Source organism: Rossellomorea vietnamensis, from assembly GCF_001305855.1.
Lineage (GTDB): Bacteria > Bacillota > Bacilli > Bacillales > Bacillaceae_B > Rossellomorea > Rossellomorea vietnamensis_A.
Genome location: NZ_LIXZ01000030.1, coordinates 1 through 19,473, shown reverse-complemented (window position 1 = coordinate 19,473; position 19,473 = coordinate 1). Strand labels below are relative to the sequence as shown.

General features: G+C 45.0%; 11 protein-coding genes. 6 read left to right on the top strand and 5 right to left on the bottom strand.

Annotated features, from left to right (window positions below):
- From AM506_RS20860 to AM506_RS20845, 4 genes are all read left to right on the top strand, one after another.
- Window positions 1–6,993: DUF6385 domain-containing protein (locus AM506_RS20860; protein WP_152968650.1), on the top strand; the 6,993-nt coding region annotated here is incomplete at its 5' end.
- Window positions 6,994–7,056: 63 nt separating this feature from the next.
- Window positions 7,057–9,117: a TPR domain-containing glycosyltransferase gene (locus tag AM506_RS20855; RefSeq protein ID WP_060674946.1), complete on the top strand. Its 2,061-nt coding sequence runs from the start codon at window positions 7,057–7,059 to the stop codon at window positions 9,115–9,117.
- On the top strand, window positions 9,077–10,786 hold the full coding sequence (locus AM506_RS20850) for a glycosyltransferase (protein ID WP_060674944.1): 1,710 nt from the start codon (window positions 9,077–9,079) through the stop codon (window positions 10,784–10,786). Before AM506_RS20855 ends, AM506_RS20850 begins: the two co-directional genes overlap by 41 nt.
- 11 nt (window positions 10,787–10,797) lie before the next feature.
- Complete coding sequence (locus tag AM506_RS20845; protein WP_060674942.1) at window positions 10,798–12,726, top strand: tetratricopeptide repeat protein; 1,929 nt, start codon at window positions 10,798–10,800, stop codon at window positions 12,724–12,726.
- Window positions 12,727–12,749: 23 nt separating this feature from the next.
- On the opposite strand, the gene AM506_RS20840 is transcribed toward AM506_RS20845, so the two are convergent.
- The 4 genes from AM506_RS20840 to AM506_RS20825 are packed head-to-tail and all read right to left on the bottom strand — an operon-like array spanning window position 12,750 to window position 17,170.
- Window positions 12,750–13,379, bottom strand: coding sequence for a hypothetical protein (locus AM506_RS20840; RefSeq protein ID WP_152968649.1), 630 nt, complete (start codon window positions 13,377–13,379; stop codon window positions 12,750–12,752).
- Window positions 13,300–14,424 (bottom strand): glycosyltransferase family 4 protein, encoded by a 1,125-nt coding sequence (locus tag AM506_RS20835; RefSeq protein WP_060674939.1) that lies wholly within the window; start codon window positions 14,422–14,424, stop codon window positions 13,300–13,302. Before AM506_RS20835 ends, AM506_RS20840 begins: the two co-directional genes overlap by 80 nt.
- The gene (locus AM506_RS20830; RefSeq protein ID WP_152968648.1) at window positions 14,421–15,149 is read right to left on the bottom strand and encodes a glycosyltransferase; all 729 of its coding nucleotides are present in this window, start codon (window positions 15,147–15,149) and stop codon (window positions 14,421–14,423) included. Before AM506_RS20830 ends, AM506_RS20835 begins: the two co-directional genes overlap by 4 nt.
- Window positions 15,146–17,170 (bottom strand): hypothetical protein, encoded by a 2,025-nt coding sequence (locus tag AM506_RS20825; RefSeq protein WP_060674935.1) that lies wholly within the window; start codon window positions 17,168–17,170, stop codon window positions 15,146–15,148. Before AM506_RS20825 ends, AM506_RS20830 begins: the two co-directional genes overlap by 4 nt.
- 765 nt (window positions 17,171–17,935) lie before the next feature.
- Here AM506_RS20825 and AM506_RS20820 point away from each other — a divergent pair.
- Window positions 17,936–18,661, top strand: a complete 726-nt coding sequence (locus AM506_RS20820) for a class I SAM-dependent methyltransferase (RefSeq protein ID WP_060674933.1) — start codon at window positions 17,936–17,938, stop codon at window positions 18,659–18,661.
- Between the two features lie 195 nt (window positions 18,662–18,856).
- The gene (locus tag AM506_RS23455) at window positions 18,857–19,042 is read left to right on the top strand and encodes a DUF6143 family protein (RefSeq protein WP_369117594.1); all 186 of its coding nucleotides are present in this window, start codon (window positions 18,857–18,859) and stop codon (window positions 19,040–19,042) included.
- 280 nt (window positions 19,043–19,322) lie between these two features.
- Here AM506_RS23455 and AM506_RS22335 read toward each other — a convergent pair.
- Window positions 19,323–19,473, bottom strand: a 151-nt coding sequence (locus AM506_RS22335; protein WP_152968647.1) for a transposase, incomplete at its 5' end; no start/stop codon positions are given.

The following is a 19,473-nucleotide window of genomic DNA, read 5'->3' as shown; positions in this document are numbered from 1 at the left end:
GCTACAATCACAGGTGGAAATATCAACGCCACTTTACTCGGCGGCACGCTGAATAATCTACTGGACGGCACCATCTCCAGTGTGCTTGGAGCCACGATCACCGCCGGTACTCTGAACTCGGTCAACGAAGTTCAGGCCGCTACCATTGTGGGTGGAACGATCAATGCCATCACGGGGACTGTCACCGTAGATATTCCTTCTGTCACGGTTTCGGGTGGAACACTCAATGTAGTAGAAAGCGTCCTTGGCGCCACCATTACCGCGGGTACGCTTGACTCTGTGAACGAGGTTCAAGCTGCGACCATCGTTGGGGGAACCATTAACACCATTGAAAATGTCCTGAGCGCTACCATCGCTGGCGGCAATATCAACGCTACCCTACTCGGCGGAACGCTGAATAACCTACTGGACGGCACCATCTCCAGTGTACTCGGAGCCACGATCACCGCGGGTACTCTGAACTCGGTTAATGAAGTTCAAGCCGCGACCATTGTCGGTGGAACGATCAATGCCATCACGGGGACTGTCACCGTAGATATTCCTTCTGTTACGGTTTCGGGCGGAACACTCAATGTGGTAGAAAGCGTCCTTGGCGCCACCATTACCGCGGGTACTCTTGACTCTGTGAACCAGGTTCAAGCTGCGACCATTGTTGGGGGAACCATCAACACCATTGAAAATGTCCTGAGCGCTACCATCGCTGGTGGAAATATCAACGCCACCCTACTGGGCGGAACGCTGAATAACCTACTGGACGGCACTATCTCCAGTGTACTCGGAGCCACGATTACCGCCGGTACTCTGAACTCGGTTAACGAAGTTCAAGCCGCTACCATTGTCGGTGGAACGATCAATGCCATCACCGGGACTGTCACCGTGGATATTCCTTCTGTCACAGTTTCTGGGGGCACACTCAATGTAGTAGAAAGCGTCCTCGGCGCTACAATCACGGCTGGAAATATCAACGCCACTTTACTGGGCGGCACAGTGAACAACCTACTGGATGGCACCATCTCCAGTGTGCTCGGAGCCACGATCACCGCCGGTACTCTGAACTCGGTCAACGAAGTTCAGGCCGCGACCATTGTCGGCGGTACCATCAATGCCATCACGGGGACTGTCACCGTAGATATTCCTTCTGTCACAGTTTCGGGCGGAACACTCAATGTAGTAGAAAGCGTCCTGGGCGCCACCATTACCGCGGGTACTCTTGACTCTGTGAACCAGGTTCAAGCTGCGACCATTGTTGGGGGAACCATCAACACGATTGAAAATGTCCTGAGCGCTACAATCGCTGGCGGCAATATCAACGCTACCGTACTCGGCGGAACGCTGAACAATCTACTGGACGGCACTATCTCCAGTGTACTCGGAGCCACGATTACCGCCGGTACACTTGATTCTGTAAATGAAGTTCAAGCTGCCACCATCGTTGGGGGAACCATTAACACCATTGAAAATGTCCTGAGCGCTACAATCGCTGGTGGAAATATCAACGCCACCCTACTGGGCGGCACGCTGAATAATCTACTGGACGGCACCATCTCCAGTGTACTCGGAGCCACGATCACCGCCGGTACTCTGAACTCGGTCAACGAAGTTCAAGCCGCTACCATTGTCGGCGGTACCATCAATGCCATCACGGGGACTGTCACCGTGGATATTCCTTCTGTCACAGTTTCGGGTGGAACACTCAATGTAGTAGAAAGCGTCCTCGGCGCTACAATCACAGGTGGAAATATCAACGCCACTTTACTCGGCGGCACGCTGAATAACCTACTGGATGGCACCATCTCCAGTGTACTCGGAGCCACGATCACCGCTGGTACTCTGAACTCGGTTAACGAGGTTCAAGCCGCTACCATCGTCGGTGGTACACTCAATACGATTGAAAATGTCCTGAGCGCTACCATCACTGGCGGAAATATCAACGCTACTTTACTCGGCGGCACGCTGAATAACCTACTGGATGGCACCATCTCCAGTGTACTCGGAGCCACGATCACCGCTGGTACTCTGAACTCGGTTAACGAGGTTCAAGCCGCTACCATCGTCGGTGGTACACTCAATACGATTGAAAATGTCCTGAGCGCTACAATCACTGGCGGAAATATCAACGCTACCATACTCGGCGGTACCATCAATGCCATCACCGGGACTGTCACCGTAGATATTCCTTCTGTCACAGTTTCGGGCGGAACACTCAATGTGGTAGAAAGCGTCCTGGGCGCCACCATTACAGCGGGTACGCTTGACTCTGTGAACGAAGTTCAAGCTGCGACCATTGTTGGGGGTACCATCAACACCATTGAAAATGTCCTGAGCGCTACCATCGCTGGCGGAAATATCAACGCTACCGTACTCGGCGGCACGCTGAATAACCTACTGGACGGCACCATCTCCAGTGTACTCGGAGCCACGATTACCGCCGGTACTCTGAACTCGGTTAACGAAGTTCAAGCCGCGACCATTGTCGGTGGAACGATCAATGCCATCACCGGGACTGTCACCGTGGATATTCCTTCTGTCACAGTTTCGGGCGGAACACTCAATGTGGTAGAAAGCATCCTTGGCGCTACCATTACCGCGGGTACTCTTGATTCTGTAAATGAAGTTCAAGCTGCCACCATCGTTGGTGGAACCATTAACACCATTGAAAATGTCCTGAGCGCTACAATCACGGGCGGAAATATCAATGCCACCCTACTGGGCGGCACGCTGAACAACCTATTGGACGGCACCATCTCCAGTGTACTCGGAGCCACGATCACCGCCGGGACTCTGAACTCGGTCAACGAAGTTCAGGCCGCGACCATTGTCGGCGGTACCATCAATGCCATTACGGGGACTGTCACCGTGGATATTCCTTCTGTCACGGTTTCGGGCGGAACACTCAATGTGGTAGAAAGCGTCCTTGGCGCTACAATCACGGCTGGAAATATCAACGCTACCGTACTCGGCGGCACGCTGAATAACCTACTGGACGGCACCATCTCCAGTGTACTCGGAGCCACGATCACCGCTGGTACTCTGAACTCGGTAAATGAAGTTCAAGCCGCGACCATTGTCGGTGGAACGATCAATGCCATCACCGGGACTGTCACCGTAGATATTCCTTCTGTCACAGTTTCTGGGGGCACACTCAATGTAGTAGAAAGCGTCCTCGGCGCTACGATCACGGGTGGAAATATCAACGCTACCGTACTCGGCGGCACGCTGAATAATCTACTGGATGGCACCATCTCCAGTGTGCTCGGAGCCACGATCACCGCCGGTACGCTTGATTCTGTGAACGAAGTTCAAGCTGCGACCATCGTTGGGGGAACCATTAACACCATTGAAAATGTCCTGAGCGCTACAATCACAGGTGGAAATATCAACGCCACTTTACTGGGCGGCACAGTGAACAACCTACTGGACGGCACTATCTCCAGTGTGCTCGGAGCCACGATCACCGCGGGTACGCTTGATTCCGTGAACGAAGTTCAAGCTGCCACCATCATCGGTGGTACCATCAACACCATTGAAAATGTCCTGAGCGCTACAATCACTGGCGGCAATATCAACGCTACCCTACTCGGCGGTACCATCAATGCCATCACGGGGACTGTCACCGTAGATATTCCTTCTGTCACAGTTTCGGGCGGAACACTCAATGTGGTAGAAAGCGTCCTTGGCGCTACCATCACGGGTGGAAATATCAACGCTACCGTACTCGGCGGCACGCTGAACAATCTACTGGATGGTACCATCTCCAGTGTACTCGGAACCACGATTACCGCCGGGACTCTGAACTCGGTCAACGAAGTTCAAGCCGCGACCATTGTTGGGGGAACCATCAACACGATTGAAAATGTCCTGAGCGCTACAATCGCTGGCGGCAATATCAACGCTACCCTACTCGGCGGTACCATCAATGCCATCACCGGGACTGTCACAGTAGATATTCCTTCTGTCACAGTTTCGGGCGGAACACTCAATGTGGTAGAAAGCGTCCTGGGCGCTACCATTACCGCGGGTACACTTGATTCTGTAAATGAAGTTCAAGCTGCCACCATCGTTGGGGGAACCATTAACACCATTGAAAATGTCCTGAGCGCTACAATCGCTGGTGGAAATATCAACGCTACCCTACTCGGCGGAACACTGAACAATCTACTGGATGGCACCATCTCCAGTGTGCTCGGAGCCACGATCACCGCTGGTACTCTGAACTCGGTTAATGAAGTTCAAGCCGCGACCATTGTCGGTGGAACGATCAATGCCATCACCGGGACTGTCACCGTAGATATTCCTTCTGTCACAGTTTCGGGTGGAACACTCAATGTGGTAGAAAGCGTCCTTGGCGCTACCATTACCGCGGGTACACTTGATTCTGTAAATGAAGTTCAAGCTGCCACCATCGTTGGTGGAACCATTAACACGATTGAAAATGTCCTGAGCGCTACCATCGCTGGTGGAAATATCAACACCACCCTACTGGGCGGCACGCTGAATAATCTACTGGACGGCACCATCTCCAGTGTGCTTGGAGCCACGATCACCGCCGGGACTCTGAACTCGGTTAACGAAGTTCAAGCCGCGACCATTGTCGGTGGAACGATCAATGCCATCACGGGGACTGTCACCGTGGATATTCCTTCTGTCACAGTTTCGGGTGGAACACTCAATGTGGTAGAAAGCGTTCTGGGCGCTACAATCACGGCTGGAAATATCAACGCTACCGTACTCGGCGGCACGCTGAATAACCTACTGGACGGCACCATCTCCAGTGTACTTGGAGCCACGATTACCGCCGGTACTCTGAACTCGGTTAATGAAGTTCAAGCCGCGACCATTGTCGGCGGTACGATCAATGCCATCACGGGGACTGTCACCGTAGATATTCCTTCTGTTACAGTTTCTGGGGGCACACTCAATGTAGTAGAAAGCGTCCTCGGTGCTACAATCACAGGTGGAAATATCAACGCCACTTTACTCGGCGGCACGCTGAATAACCTACTGGACGGCACCATCTCCAGTGTACTCGGAGCCACGATTACCGCCGGTACTCTGAACTCGGTTAATGAAGTTCAAGCCGCGACCATTGTCGGTGGAACGATCAATGCTATCACGGGGACTGTCACCGTAGATATTCCTTCTGTTACGGTTTCGGGCGGAACACTCAATGTGGTAGAAAGCGTCCTCGGCGCTACAATCACGGCTGGAAATATCAACGCTACCGTACTCGGCGGCACACTGAACAATCTACTGGACGGCACCATCTCCAGTGTGCTTGGAGCCACGATTACCGCCGGTACTCTGAACTCGGTCAACGAAGTTCAGGCCGCGACCATTGTCGGTGGAACGATCAATGCCATTACGGGGACTGTCACCGTGGAGATTCCTTCTGTCACGGTTTCGGGTGGAACACTCAATGTGGTAGAAAGCGTCCTTGGCGCTACCATCACGGGTGGAAATATCAACGCTACCATACTCGGCGGCACGCTGAATAACCTACTGGATGGCACCATCTCCAGTGTACTCGGAGCCACGATTACTGCCGGTACGCTGAACTCGGTCAACCAAGTTCAAGCCGCTACCATTGTCGGCGGCACCATCAACACCGTTTCCAATGTCACTAGTGCCACCATCTCTGGCGGAAACATTAACGCCACCATTCTCGGCGGCACGCTAAACAACTTGTTAAACGGTACGATCTCCAGTGTACTCGGAGCCACGATTACTGCCGGTACGCTGAACTCGGTCAACCAGGTTCAGGCCGCTACCATCGTCGGCGGTACCATCAACACCGTTTCCAATGTCACTAGTGCCACTATCACTGGCGGGAACATTAACGCCACCATTCTCGGCGGCACGCTAAACAACTTGTTAAACGGGACGATCAGCAGCGTCCTGGGCGCCACGATTACTGCCGGTACGCTGAACTCGGTCAACCAAGTTCAAGCCGCTACCATTGTCGGCGGCACCATCAACACCGTTTCCAATGTCACTAGTGCCACCATCTCTGGCGGAAACATTAACGCCACCATTCTCGGCGGCACACTAAACAACTTGTTAAACGGTACCATCTCAAGCGTCCTGGGCGCCACGATTACTGCCGGTACGCTGAACTCGGTCAACCAGGTTCAAGCCGCTACCATTGTCGGCGGTACCATCAACACCGTTTCCAATGTCACTAGTGCCACCATCTCTGGCGGAAACATTAACGCCACCATTCTCGGCGGTACGCTGAACAACTTGTTAAATGGTACGATCTCAAGCGTCCTTGGCGCCACGATTACTGCCGGTACGCTGAACTCGGTCAACCAGGTTCAAGCCGCTACCATTGTCGGCGGTACCATCAACACCGTTTCCAATGTCACTAGTGCCACCATCTCTGGCGGAAACATTAACGCCACCATTCTCGGCGGCACGCTAAATAACTTGTTAAACGGTACCATCTCAAGCGTCCTTGGCGCTACGATTACCGCCGGTACCCTGAACTCGGTCAACCAGGTTCAGGCCGCTACCATCGTCGGCGGCACCATTAATACAATACAAAATGTTTTAGGGGCTACAATCTTAGGAGGTACAGTCAATGCGATAATAAACGGTACCCTTACCGCTTCAATATCGTCTGTTACAATCACAGGAGGCACATTGACAGCCGTTTCTCAAAATACCTTTATTGAACAAAGTTTCTTAAATGTTAATGTCGGTACTGCTTCATCGACATTCCTACCGCTACCAGCCATCACAACATCTATTCTCGAAGACTATTCTTTCTTCATATACAACTCCAGTCCTAGTGGTACGGTTGATACAGCAGTGGAAATAAGTGCAAATGGAACCAATTGGCTGATTGATGTAACCTCTCTTAACCTGGGTGCGGGCTCAGTGGATGTCCTTGTACCTCAGCGGTTTATGAAATATACAAGACTTTCCTACAGATCATCAACAACACTTGCTTCAGCGACAATATCAGTCATATTCAATGCTCAAGGCTCATAAACTATACAAAAGCTCCCTCTGTTCTATGGATCAGAGGGATGCTTTATGTTAGGGGGGAATCCTATGTTAGTCGGACTCCATATGATTGTGAAGAACGAAGCTGATAATCTTCCTCAATGCCTCAGCAGTATTAAGCCATTCGTTGATGAAATGATCATCGTAGACACAGGATCGTCTGATCGAACAAAGGAAATAGCAGCTTCATATGGTGCTAAAGTCATAGAGGCACCTTGGGAAAACGATTTTTCCAAAGCAAGGAACATCTCACTAGAACACGCAAAAACGGATTGGATTCTTTACTTGGATGCTGATGAAGTATTACATGGAGAAAGCAAGCAATTTAGGCAGTTTTTATCCTCTTCCAATATGGAAGCATATCGGATCTTAATTGAAAGTTATACAGGTTCTTTACCCCATCAAAAAGTACAACATTCTTCCATTAGAATGTTCCGTGCCCGGAAAGAATATGAATTTACTGGTCCCATCCATGAAGATATCATCCCTTCAATCAACTCTTTCACTTCCTCAAATACGGATCTGATTGGGGATTTTCCTGTGTTAATCAGGCACTATGGTTATCAGGCGGGGCATCCAAAAACCAACGAGAAGCTTTTGCGGAATCTGGAGATCTTACAGACATTCTTGGCAGGAAACCAAGACCACCCTTATTACACCTACCACCTGGGGCTTACATATGCACAATTGGGGAACTTCAATCAAGCAGTGGCCCTTATTCAGGATGCACTGAACAGGACGGATTTAAATATCTCTTCCAGGCCGACAATTGTAAAAGATCTTTCAATCATTCTAATAAGCTGCGGACTTATTTCTGAAGCCAAATCTTTATTGGAGGATGAATTAACAAATTATCCGGAATATTGTGATCTACATTACTATTTAGGGATCTCATATGTACATCAAAAAGAAGAAGATAAAGCCATTAAAGCATTTCAGGAGGCAGTAAGTAAAAGCCCCTCAAGTAAATATGTACACGAAGATGGGAACGGAACCTTCCGCGCATGGACCTACATGGGAGATATCGCAGTTAAGTGGGGTGCTTATTCTGACGCGCTTCAATTTTATATCAATGCTTTAAAATATTGCCCTTACTACTACGAGGCACTTCTAGGTTTCGCAGATGTGCTCACTGCTTCAAATATTAGTGAAAGCAACATTAAAAAAGAAATGACTCATTTACTGTCTCCCACCCTTCAAAGGACTGATCAAGCTGTCATTCAACAACTATGTACCATACAAGTAGCCAATGTACTCTTTGAAAGTGGATGCTACCTGGAGTTTCTAGAGATGGCTGACCAAATCACCACCCCTCAGACTTCTACTCAAGAAAGGATCATCATCAGCCATCTTCACCTTAGTAATTTTGACCTGGCTTACGCGGGTTTTGAGAATTTGATAAATCAAGGAGAGGTTTCGGAGCCTCTATTAATCCTTGTTTCATCAGCTCTGTTAAAATACGAAATACAAATCCAAGATCGTTTATTTAATTATATTCAGGATCACTCTTCAGGAGTTTATTTAGGGAAACTCCTGAAATCTTTAACTGACACCCAGAAAATACAAACTGCAGAATCAGATCTCGACTTTCTCCTATTTGTGAAAAAGTTTTTGCATGAGTCCATCATTTTAAACGCCGAAAATGTTGTAAAGTCGATTACTTCACACTACCCTGGGCTAACACTATTTGCAGCCAAAATGAAGTATTATGAAGGATTCACCCATAATGCCTATAAGGAATTGAAGCAATTAAAGAATGAGAATGCGATAGATACAGAAGGACTTTCACTTCTAGGTGAATACGTATATGACCAGAAAAGATTTGATGAGGCTGCTCTCATTTTCGAAGAAGTTTTGATTACCAAGCCTGATGATGTCCGTGCACATGTGGGAGCCTCTTTATGTTATAACCAGCAGGCTAGAACCCTATTAGAGGAGTCATCAGCAGCTATGCCAGAGTATCCTCTTTTCAATGCATATCTAAATAAAGTGAACTTAGCCATAGAACTCTCTTCGAAATACAGCTGGCATTCCTGCTGGAAAGGAAGACAAAGGAGGAATCGTGTTAATGAAGAACAGCATTTCCCTGTGCATGATTGTCAAGAATGAAGAGGACTTTTTGGATAATTGCTTATCCAGTGTCAAGGAAATTGTATCGGAGATGATTGTCGTTGATACAGGTTCTGAGGACCGAACAATTGAAATAGCTGAGAGACATGAGGCCAAGGTGATTCAAGCAGAATGGAAGAATAATTTTGCTGAGGCAAGGAACATCGGAATAGAACACGCAACGGGTGAATGGATACTATTTTTGGATGCAGACGAAGAACTCCATAAGGACTCCATTGAGGAGCTGAAAAAGTGGACCGATTACCCGGATGCTGAAGGATACTTCTTAAGAGTTTATAACCACTTTGGGCAAAATGGGCAAGAAGCAAGTGTCAATCCCACCATCCGGATGTTCAGGAATCGAATAGGTTACCGCTTTTCTGGCGCCATTCATGAACAGATTGCTGATAGCATGCAACTCCAAAATCCTCAAGCGCGTTTTGTCATGACTACGGTACGTATCGATCATTACGGATATCAATCTGCAGTCAGGGATAAGAAAAACAAAAGCAGCCGGAATATCACTCTATTGGAACAGGAACTGAAGAATACCCCCGACCACGCCTTTCATCTCTATAATATCGGGGTTGAATATTTACAAATTGGTGCTGTCCAGAAAGCCTTGGAATCTTTTCAAAAATCAAGGCAATTAGTCAGCCCGCAAATAAACTATGCCCACTTGCTTTATAAATGTGAAGCTCGATGTTTTGGTGCGTTGAACCTGATTGATGAAGCTATTCGCTGTTGTAATGAGGGTTTGGAGTTGTTCCCGGATTATACAGACCTTCATCATTATAAGGGCTCTTATTATATTGTAAAAGGCGATTGTCCATCGGCAATTGAACATTTGCAGAAAGCCGCCGAAATTGGCGAAACCCCCAAATATCACACTGAGGCCGGGATGGGGACTTTCTCCACCCATTATTTACTCGGATTAGCATTTGAGTCGACTCAGGAGGACGATAAAGCTGTTGATCACTACTATAAGTCATACCAGGCTTCCCAGGCTTCCCAACGGCCACTTTTTCGGATGTTCCAACTATTGAGGGTGACCGGAAGACAGGGAGATCTCCTTCCGTTCATTCAGAAAAAATTCAGAATGAACACAAAGAAGCAGCGGGAAACACTATTGACTATCCTTATGCGAACGCATTGCTATTCAATCGCAAGCGAACTTATAAAAAGCTGGCTGAAAAGAAGCAGTACCCTCACCGGGCAGGAGGTCCGTCAATTGCTTAGTACAGAAGAGGATTGCCTGCTTCTCAAACGTCCCTGCAAGGAGGGGGAAGGGGACTACGCAAAGATCAGCGAAGAAAAACGACAGACTCTCATGAATGAACAGAATCCTTTTGATGCCATGCTGCCATCTTCTTTCCATCCAGTCCTGAATGAAGAGTCGGTGGATTCCATCCTGCAGGCTGAAAGGGGCGCCAGACTTCTATTTTCCCAAGGTTTTTTTAAAGCCTTTCAGGAACATACTAATCTTTGGAAGAAGGAACACTCCTCCACAAGCAAAAACTTTAGAGTTAATTCCATAATCCAACTGGTTAATACATTATGCTTTAATGCTGAAATTCACATCGATTCGGCTCTTGAAAATATTACATCATCTGAACTATTGAACTCGGCTAAGTTAACACTGCCATTTGATGAAGGCTTCATTGAGTAAGGAGAGTGCTTATGACAACTAGCCATTTTTTATCTCTTTGCATGATTGTTTCCAACGAAGAACATACGCTGGCCCGATGTTTAGCTTCTGTAAAAGACGCAGTCGATGAAATTATTCTGGTGGATACCGGCTCAACTGACAGGACGGTGGACATCGGAAAGAAATTCGGGGCCAGGATTTTTCCTTATATATGGAATGATGACTTTAGCGATGCCAGAAATAGAGGGATTAAGGAAGCAAAGGGCGAATGGATCCTTGTTCTCGATGCTGACGAGACGCTGGATGCGATTGACAGCCTGTCTCTAAAGAAAGAGCTTTGGAAAACACAAGCAGATGGTCTCTACCTGAACATTCTCAATTACTATGGAGTGTACAAGGAAGGGAGCTACTTTACAGACAGTTCCTGCCGTATTTTCAGAAGAAGTCCGGATATTTTCTTTGAGGGAAGGATACACGAGACAGTAACATCTTCAATCAAAGATAGGGGGGGCAGTTTGGAACTTGGGGAATATACAATACTTCATTATGGATACCTTGACGATTATATCCAATTAAAACAAAAAAACGAAAGAAACACACGTCTTATTGAGACTGCTCTTGTAGAAAATCCGGATGATATCCGTCTTAGATATGCGTTGGGATCAGAACAAATACAGAAAGGGGATTATGAAGATGCGTTGGGAACCTTTCTGGAAATCTTAAAAAATTTATCACCTTTTGATGATCACGCCCCGGACATCATATTAAAGTCAGTGAACTTATTATGGTACTTTCATAGGCGTCAGGAAGCTTTGAATCTTCTTGAAAAAGGGATTACCGCCTATCCAGACTTCCCTGAGCTGTGGGACACGAAAGCAGACATCCTTCTTGAAAGCAACTGTTTTCAAGAAGCCTTGTACTCCTTATTTCAATCCATGGACAATGGAGACCAAAAAAAACACTACTCTTCCCATGCAGGGGCCGGCACTTACCTTACTGCTTATAAGGCAGGGCTGATATATGAAAAGATTCAGGATGATGTGAATGCACTAAAGTATTATCAATCAACTTTGGACTTAAAGCCCAATTTCAAGCTTGCATTCGACCGTTGGATCCACTGGGCTTTATACCGCTCTCCCTCCCCATATGTAGTTGAATGCATCGGAAAATGGCGGGATGGATTGGAACCATCTCAATGGATTAAAGCAATAAGGATGAGTATTTTATATGATAAACATGAGATTGAAGGGGAATTATGGAAGTTAATGCCGCGGGATTATTTACCGGAAGTCAAAGATGAAATCGGCCTCTTATCTAAGGCGATTTCCTTTTCGCTGAAAGGATTAAAGGAAGAAGCCTTAAGGATCATGCAAAGGAATCAAAGAAGGACGAAAAAGATGGACGAAGTGTTGCTGGAGTGGTGCTTATACTATGACATGGACAGAGGACAAGACCTACACGCCTTATTGAGTGAATACTCTGCTATTTACCCTCTTGCCAAGCACTTAAGCACATTCATGGAAGGAGAGTTGCACGGTACAGAACAGGAAGAATCATTGAACCTGGCAAAGCACATGTTTATGGAGGCCGGATGCTGGGAAGGGTTCGTTCGTTTCCTCCATTCAATCCCAAAGCAGTCACGCCTGTCCAAATCGTTCCCTCTATCACACTTTTATATGTTCTTCAATGCATCTGAAAAAACAGCTTCTACCCTTCTGGACTTTTATTACTGCTACTATGAACAGTACAGTGTCAATGAAAAACTCGCTATATCTATATTGGCCATTAAAGCCGAAGATTACCAATTAGCCCAAAGAACATTAGTAACCACCGCTGAGTCTTTCCCGGATAACCCCCTCCCCCGTTGGACCCTTGCCCTCTTCTATTTTCATCACAGAAGTCCCTGGTCTTCTTCTCTTCTGGATGAACTGAAGCCTATTGTTATTCACCTGTCAAATTAAAAAAGGGGGACTCCCCCCTTTTTTTAATTTGACTGAGGCGATAACTCTGCCCATCCAACTGTAATGGCTAGTGTATTGGTCTGGTTGGTTAAATTCAGCAAATCGATGATCAAGCGGTTATTCGGCGGCACAATGACTTTTCCCAATTCATCATCAACAAGAGGTCCGCCCGTTTGGATAAGGCTACTGAACGTCACGCCCCCCACGACAGGATTGGTCAAACTGGTTGAAAATGTGGGAATCAGTTGTGCGGTGTTTTGATAACCAAAATTGGTATTGACTGCCTGAAGGGTGGTCCCTCCCGCTACAGTTCCATTTCTAAGGAGAAAGAGGGAGGTATTAGTTAGAGCCCCCCCAAAAATCCTTCCAATTCTTGCGGTATAGCGGGAAGTCGTCGGGTTTGACAACTGTATCGCAAGAAAAGCATTTGGTGCCACACTCACGACACCTGTTGTTACTCGGTAGTTTGCTCCTATTTCGGCGGCAGATGCTGCAATGTCAACTGTTGTCAGAGGGCTGTTGAGGTTTGTAAACACATTATAATTCGGCATATTCCCTTCCCCTTTTTGTTCATTATAGGTAGTCCTCGAGCACTCTTCCCCATCTCTTCTTCCAAATTGAAATATCAAAAGCTTCAGCAGTTTCCCGTGCACGGGATGCAATTTCCTCCCGCTTCTCCGTATCTTGTAATAGCTCAGAAACCGAAGCTACTAAACGGTCAACAGTTGGTGTGATTAACAATCCGTTATACCCATCTATAATAATATCGTTAAGCCCGCCGATATTGGTAGATACTATTGGCAGTCCAGCACTTAATGCTTCCAAACATGAAAGCGAAGTACCCTCAGAAAAGATGGTCGGAATGACTGCCATATCGGCTTGTTCATATACCTTTGGCATCGCATCGAAAGAATATACCTGATGACGGATCTTGGTCTTATGAGGATGAGTGTTCATCCAATAGTAAAATGCTGAGCTAAGGGGCGTATGATCAATCGTTTCCCCTGCAAAAATGATTTCCAGCTGTGGAAAGCGGTCCAATAGGATATCAGTCGCTGCCATCATCAGAATAATTCCTCGTTCATGACTGATTCTTCTGGGGAACAGCAATTTGATACTTCCATCTGGAGATGAAGGAGCGGAAGGAGTGAACCTTTTCGTGTCAACAAAATTTGGAATGAGTTCCACCTTCTCATTATCTTCATAAAAACAGGTCGATCGGCAGTATGACAAAAAGTGGGAATCCACTGACACTATTTTCCGGAGAGAGTTTAAAGCCCTCTGCACATTTTCTTTTACATGGTCCTTCATGCTGATGGCCAAATCAACCCGATCCCAGTTTATACCGTGGCAGATTCCAAGACTATCTTGTTTATAGTGAATCGGATGCCAAATACAGCTTGCGTATATTAACTTTCCTGATGCCTTGGAAGACATTTCACTGAAGATATCCGGGATCTTCTCTAAGTCATCGCAAAAGTATCCGTAGATCACGGTACCCTCTAAGTCAGTGGTTTCTAACTGTGTTCGGAAAGAATCGTTGAATGAGAGCTGGTGAATTTCCACTTCCACACCCATCCCTTTTAATATCAGGCAGAGTTCATATAAATATCTTTCAAGACCTCCGCCATAGACTTTATCAATCTTATTATTATAGGCATCTAAAAAACTATGGGTCAGAATTGATACTTTTGTCATAAGTCAAGCTCCCTCCACTTCAAAAGACGGGGAGCGGGATCAAGGATCGACTCGTAATGTTCGCGGCTCCCCCATCTTCCCTCGGGGTCCAACTCCATATATCGTTCGTATTTCCGGAATCTTTCCTGCTCATCCCCAGCCCATCCAAAATGTTTTACACGAAAATCGGATAAGCAGCCTGGAAGAGCATTGTAGGACAAGGGCAGCCGATGAGCATGATGGTCCAATTGCAAGTAATAATAGGGAAATCCCGGGAGATACCTGACCAGCATCATCGTATGCCGCTTATGCAGATTCCAATGTTCATCCTCTCTGTAATGCGTATGGCCACTCCATAAATCATAAATTCGGAAACCGACCCAATCAAATTGATCCTGGTCGATCAACGAACGGACGCTTTCACTAAATGAATCCTCAAATATTTCATCCGCATCTATGGACAAGATCCAGTCCGGCCCATACTTACTAGTTTCCTTCCATAGAAGATGTTTCAATTCCCATTCCTTATGAAAGTGGCTTTCGGGTAATTGAATGACTTCTTTTACTTTGGGAAAGGAACGACAAATTTCGACGGTCCGGTCGGTACTTGCATCATCCACTATCACCAAGTCATCCACAAACTCGCTTAAGTGATCTAATACCCGTTCCAAGTACCGATTCTCCTCATTTCGCACTTGCATCATCGCAGTCAAGTGATTGCCATCCGTTTTTCGGACAGGGTTCATGAAATTCCCCCTTGAACAATACATTTTAAAAATTCATCTAACGCTTCCATCCTCAAAATCCTATCAAGCTGAGACTCATCATAGCAGGAAGCCTGAAGATAACAATGCTTTGCATGGTTTACGTCCCCTGAAAGTTCAGCCATTTCTCCTGAAATGAGCCACCACTCTTTTCTTAAAGAGGGGACATCTTTATTCTCATTCAAAATCTTTAATACCGGCTCATGGTTCATCCTTTCTTTGTATAATTGAAAAAGCCCTGCACTTCTCCATTGCTCCTCACTGTTTTGATACAAATACTCTGCATAAGGGATATCTCCATATACTTTTGATACTTCAGCCAAAACGATGTGGGCCTGTTCACGATGATAGAGTCCAAGAAGATGATGGTAATGATTCTTAAGTTCAGGGGATAATGCCAGGATTCCGTATGAATTGAGGACTTCCCCCACCTTTCCCTGCCTTGCCTGGGCAAGGCAAATCCAAGGATAGTACTTCTTCAATCCTTGATTATCATTGAAAACCACCACATTTCGTGAAAATGCCTGGAAGAAGTAATCCTCAGACAAAGAATACTCCCTTTGAAGGTAAAGATATTTGCCCAGGCAAGCTAACAAAAATTCATTATGCGGATCCCATTTCAATGAATTTTTCAAGTGATCTATCCTCGAGGCTCTTAATTTCGAATTCAGTTGCAAAGCAAAAGAGTAGTACTCTTCTTGTTGAAATCGAAGAGCTTGAATGAGTTCAATCAAGGTTTCCTCTTTCGGATTATAGATTGCAGAATCCGCGGATTTATCAGAAGTAGAATGACTAATAAAATAAACAAAAGGGTATTTCAAAGATAAGTTAAAATAGTGTTCTTCAGAATCGGTAATGATTGCACTGGATTTTAGATATAAGGCAGAACTGTAAAACTCAAGATCCCTATTCTCACTCATTAACTCTTGATGGGGATGAAGAGTGATAATCATTTCGGGATTCCACTTGGCAATCACCGTAACCCAAAATGGATGACTTACTACAGCTATACTTCGATCCGGCCGAACCTGTTCAAGCTTACTATAAGGCAGGAAAGTAATCCCTTCCTCCTCACCTTTATATCCGTTTCGGGTTATGATGTATGAGTTATACCCATCAAGAATGAAAGCATCGCTAGTGGGAGTGTCCATCAACCCACCGAAGAAAACCAGGTTCCAATCTTCTTTCGTGTCTTCCCCCTGGTGAATCCTTTTGAGATCCAGAAGACCTTTGCTTCCAAACCTGCTCACTAACCCCCGAAAGTTTTTCTCTGCCTCTTCATTCATATCGGTAAAATCCATGCGCTGAGCCATCGTCTGGTGATAAACACAAGTATTCAAATCTGCTTTAGGCTTCCATTCCTCAGGAAGATGTAATAAATTGAAATAAGAGAGCAATAAGTAATCATCTTCATAGCCCTGCTTCCCAGCCAAGTCTGAGAGGTTGTAGCCCCCTACATTCCTCAATGCTGCAGAATTATGCATCACCGGGTGCACAAAGCCCTCCACCACCCGTGATTGTCTATACTCCTTTAAAATAACTAGGAGCTCGTTCATCGAGCCGGGAATGTCTAAACGTGAAATCCCTTTTTCATGAGGATGCCACTCACCATTTGCTGTAAGTATTCCTGGACAGACACATGGTTCATTTGGATTATTTTTCAAAAAACCTTTAAGTACCGTGGTCCACCCCGGTTGAAAAACCATATCTGCATGTATTTCTGTTATAAATGCACACTCTGGATGGTACTCCCAGATATATTCAAAACAGCCTTGCCTGGCGAAAGGTATTCCATCATTCTTTCCTTCTCCTAAAATATGAAATCTTTCAAGGTACTTCTCAGCCTCCAGGTATAATTCCGTATTCGAAATCACCCCTTGATTGTATAAAACCACAAAAGGATCTTCTTCAGACCTAGATAAGCTCTCAATACATTTATGAAACATATCTAAATCTTGAGTATTCCTGATAAGCACGGGCATCGTATGAAAAGTATCAGACACTCTTTCTCCCCTCCTCAAGAGACCCTAGGTTATTTATGCTCTCCTATTCTTATGCATCCAGGATCATTAAAATACCCATTCCTTCCCATATTCTTCTACGGTCAACGATAGGTATCATTGTTTTTCTTCCTGTGACTAAAAGTCCATATTCAAAATCTCTTTTCGGAACCCAAAAGGACAGCAGGAGTTAAAGAAAGAAGGATTGATGTGGATTGCAGAGCAATCGATGAAAACACCTTACTATTTCAGGGCTAACTTATTTTCTTCAGGGCTTTTCTCTGATTATCGTGAAGAGGCAGTCCTTAGAAGTGAATCAGTACCCACTCTATTTATTGTTACTGAACTTGGGCGGAAACTGCGACGACTTATTTACATAAACTGACTTAAAAAGCTTTGGTTAAAGTACTGGGCGGATATCTCATGTCTTGATAACATAGTGAGAAGTTTAATGAGATTAATGGTTACAAGTTTACTACGCTCAGTTGATTTTGCGAGTCGAATCTCTTTCTCGCAAAGGAGTGGTCTTTCATTGATGACCGCTTCATAAATTGGATTGATATGCATAGCTTGAACAGTTAAGGTATAAGTGATTACTATATTTTCTTACGCCTGGCGTAGAACGGTGAGATTCCCAAATTAGTCATACTGATTGCCAATCGAACATAAGATGTTCAGAGTAAATCTCAGTTTATCAATTCAAACAAAGATGACCTTAATAATATGAAGGAAGTTGTTCTATACATTTTATCTAAGAGGTGAATGAGATTGGGGCACAAAGACCTTTGGGATTCCATCTGGAGTAATCAAGGAGATTTAGACGAAAATGTATTCTTCAAATGTGTAGTGGATGCAATAATTGAAAACTCAAACTTCCGAGTCGAAAATTTAAAAATATTAGAAGCTGGAGCTGGAACAGGAACATCTAGTTTACAATTAGCGAAATTAGGAGCTCATGTAACATTAGTAGATTACAGTATGGTAGCTATAGAAAAGATGAAAAAAATGTACAATCGCAATCAAATAGAAGCTGACTTCATATGTGGTGACATAAGAGAAATCGATCGCGCAAGTGATTCTTATGATATCGTTTTCAACTCAGGAGTACTTGAGCATTTCTCATACTCTAAACAAGTAAATATATTAAAGGAAATGACAAGAATTTGTAAAACAAACGGATTAATCCTTACGATGAATCCTAATGCCAAATGTCTGTTATATCGGATATGGAAGCAGACATTAGAATCACAAGACCAATGGATATACGGAGAAGAATACCCTGTTGTATCACTTGATAACCAATTTAGAGATGCTGGATTACACTTACTCAGGGAATATTCTATAGGTTTTGATGTATCCGTTGAACAGTTTGGTTCTCTATACGAATGCACCTATGCAGCAAACATTATTCAAGAATTTTATAATGCTCTTCCTACTATCGACAAGCAATTATTTGAAGGTTATTTATTATGTTCTGTCGGTAGAAAATTCTAACTTCTCATTTCAGAAACAACTGTTTCTTCATAATAAAATACAAAACCTTAATGTGTTCACCACTGCTCCCGCATCTTCATAATTACGTCAACAGTAGTTGTTATAGGGTTAATTGTTTGCAAAACTAATGTAAGCGCAGGAGCAGTCCCCACAAGAGTAGGGGAAAAGGGTAAACTATAGTCAGTTCCTATCACCTTGCTAACGAGGGGTAATGTATTTAATCGAATAATCCCCACTCGAACTACCGTTGTAAGTGAAGATGGAGGGAAATTCATCCTTCCCCCCGGTGGGAGTTTTAATGTTTTCTTATCTTCTGGTAGTGGGGCAACAAAATCAAGCAGCCAGAGTTGCGTTTGGTGGTGGGAGAAGCCTTTAGTTTAGATTAAGAACAGAACAAACATCTAACTCATAGATATTTTAATCTCTCTAGCTGTAACAGAAATTCACTAAATCGCCCTATTAGATACCTAAACTTCACCTGAGGGCTGAAATCTTATATTGAACTCCCCCACTCCACTTAGCAATGTTTGAAATGGAGTTTTTCACACAAAAGATGATAAAAAGAGGCTGGGACATAACTAGCTTCTAATAGTAAAAAAAGGTGAATTTGAGCTTGCTCAAATTCACCTTTCTTATTTTTTTGTGTAAATACTTCTATAATTTAGTTGTTGGCAATGAATTTTCTTAAATTCACTGCCATTAACGCGAAGCCCATTTCATTTTCAACCTTCGATTTTCCTCGTACAGAAAATCGAGTGAAACGCAAATTGGCCTTCAAAAATCCAAAAACTGGCTCCACATCGATTTTTCGT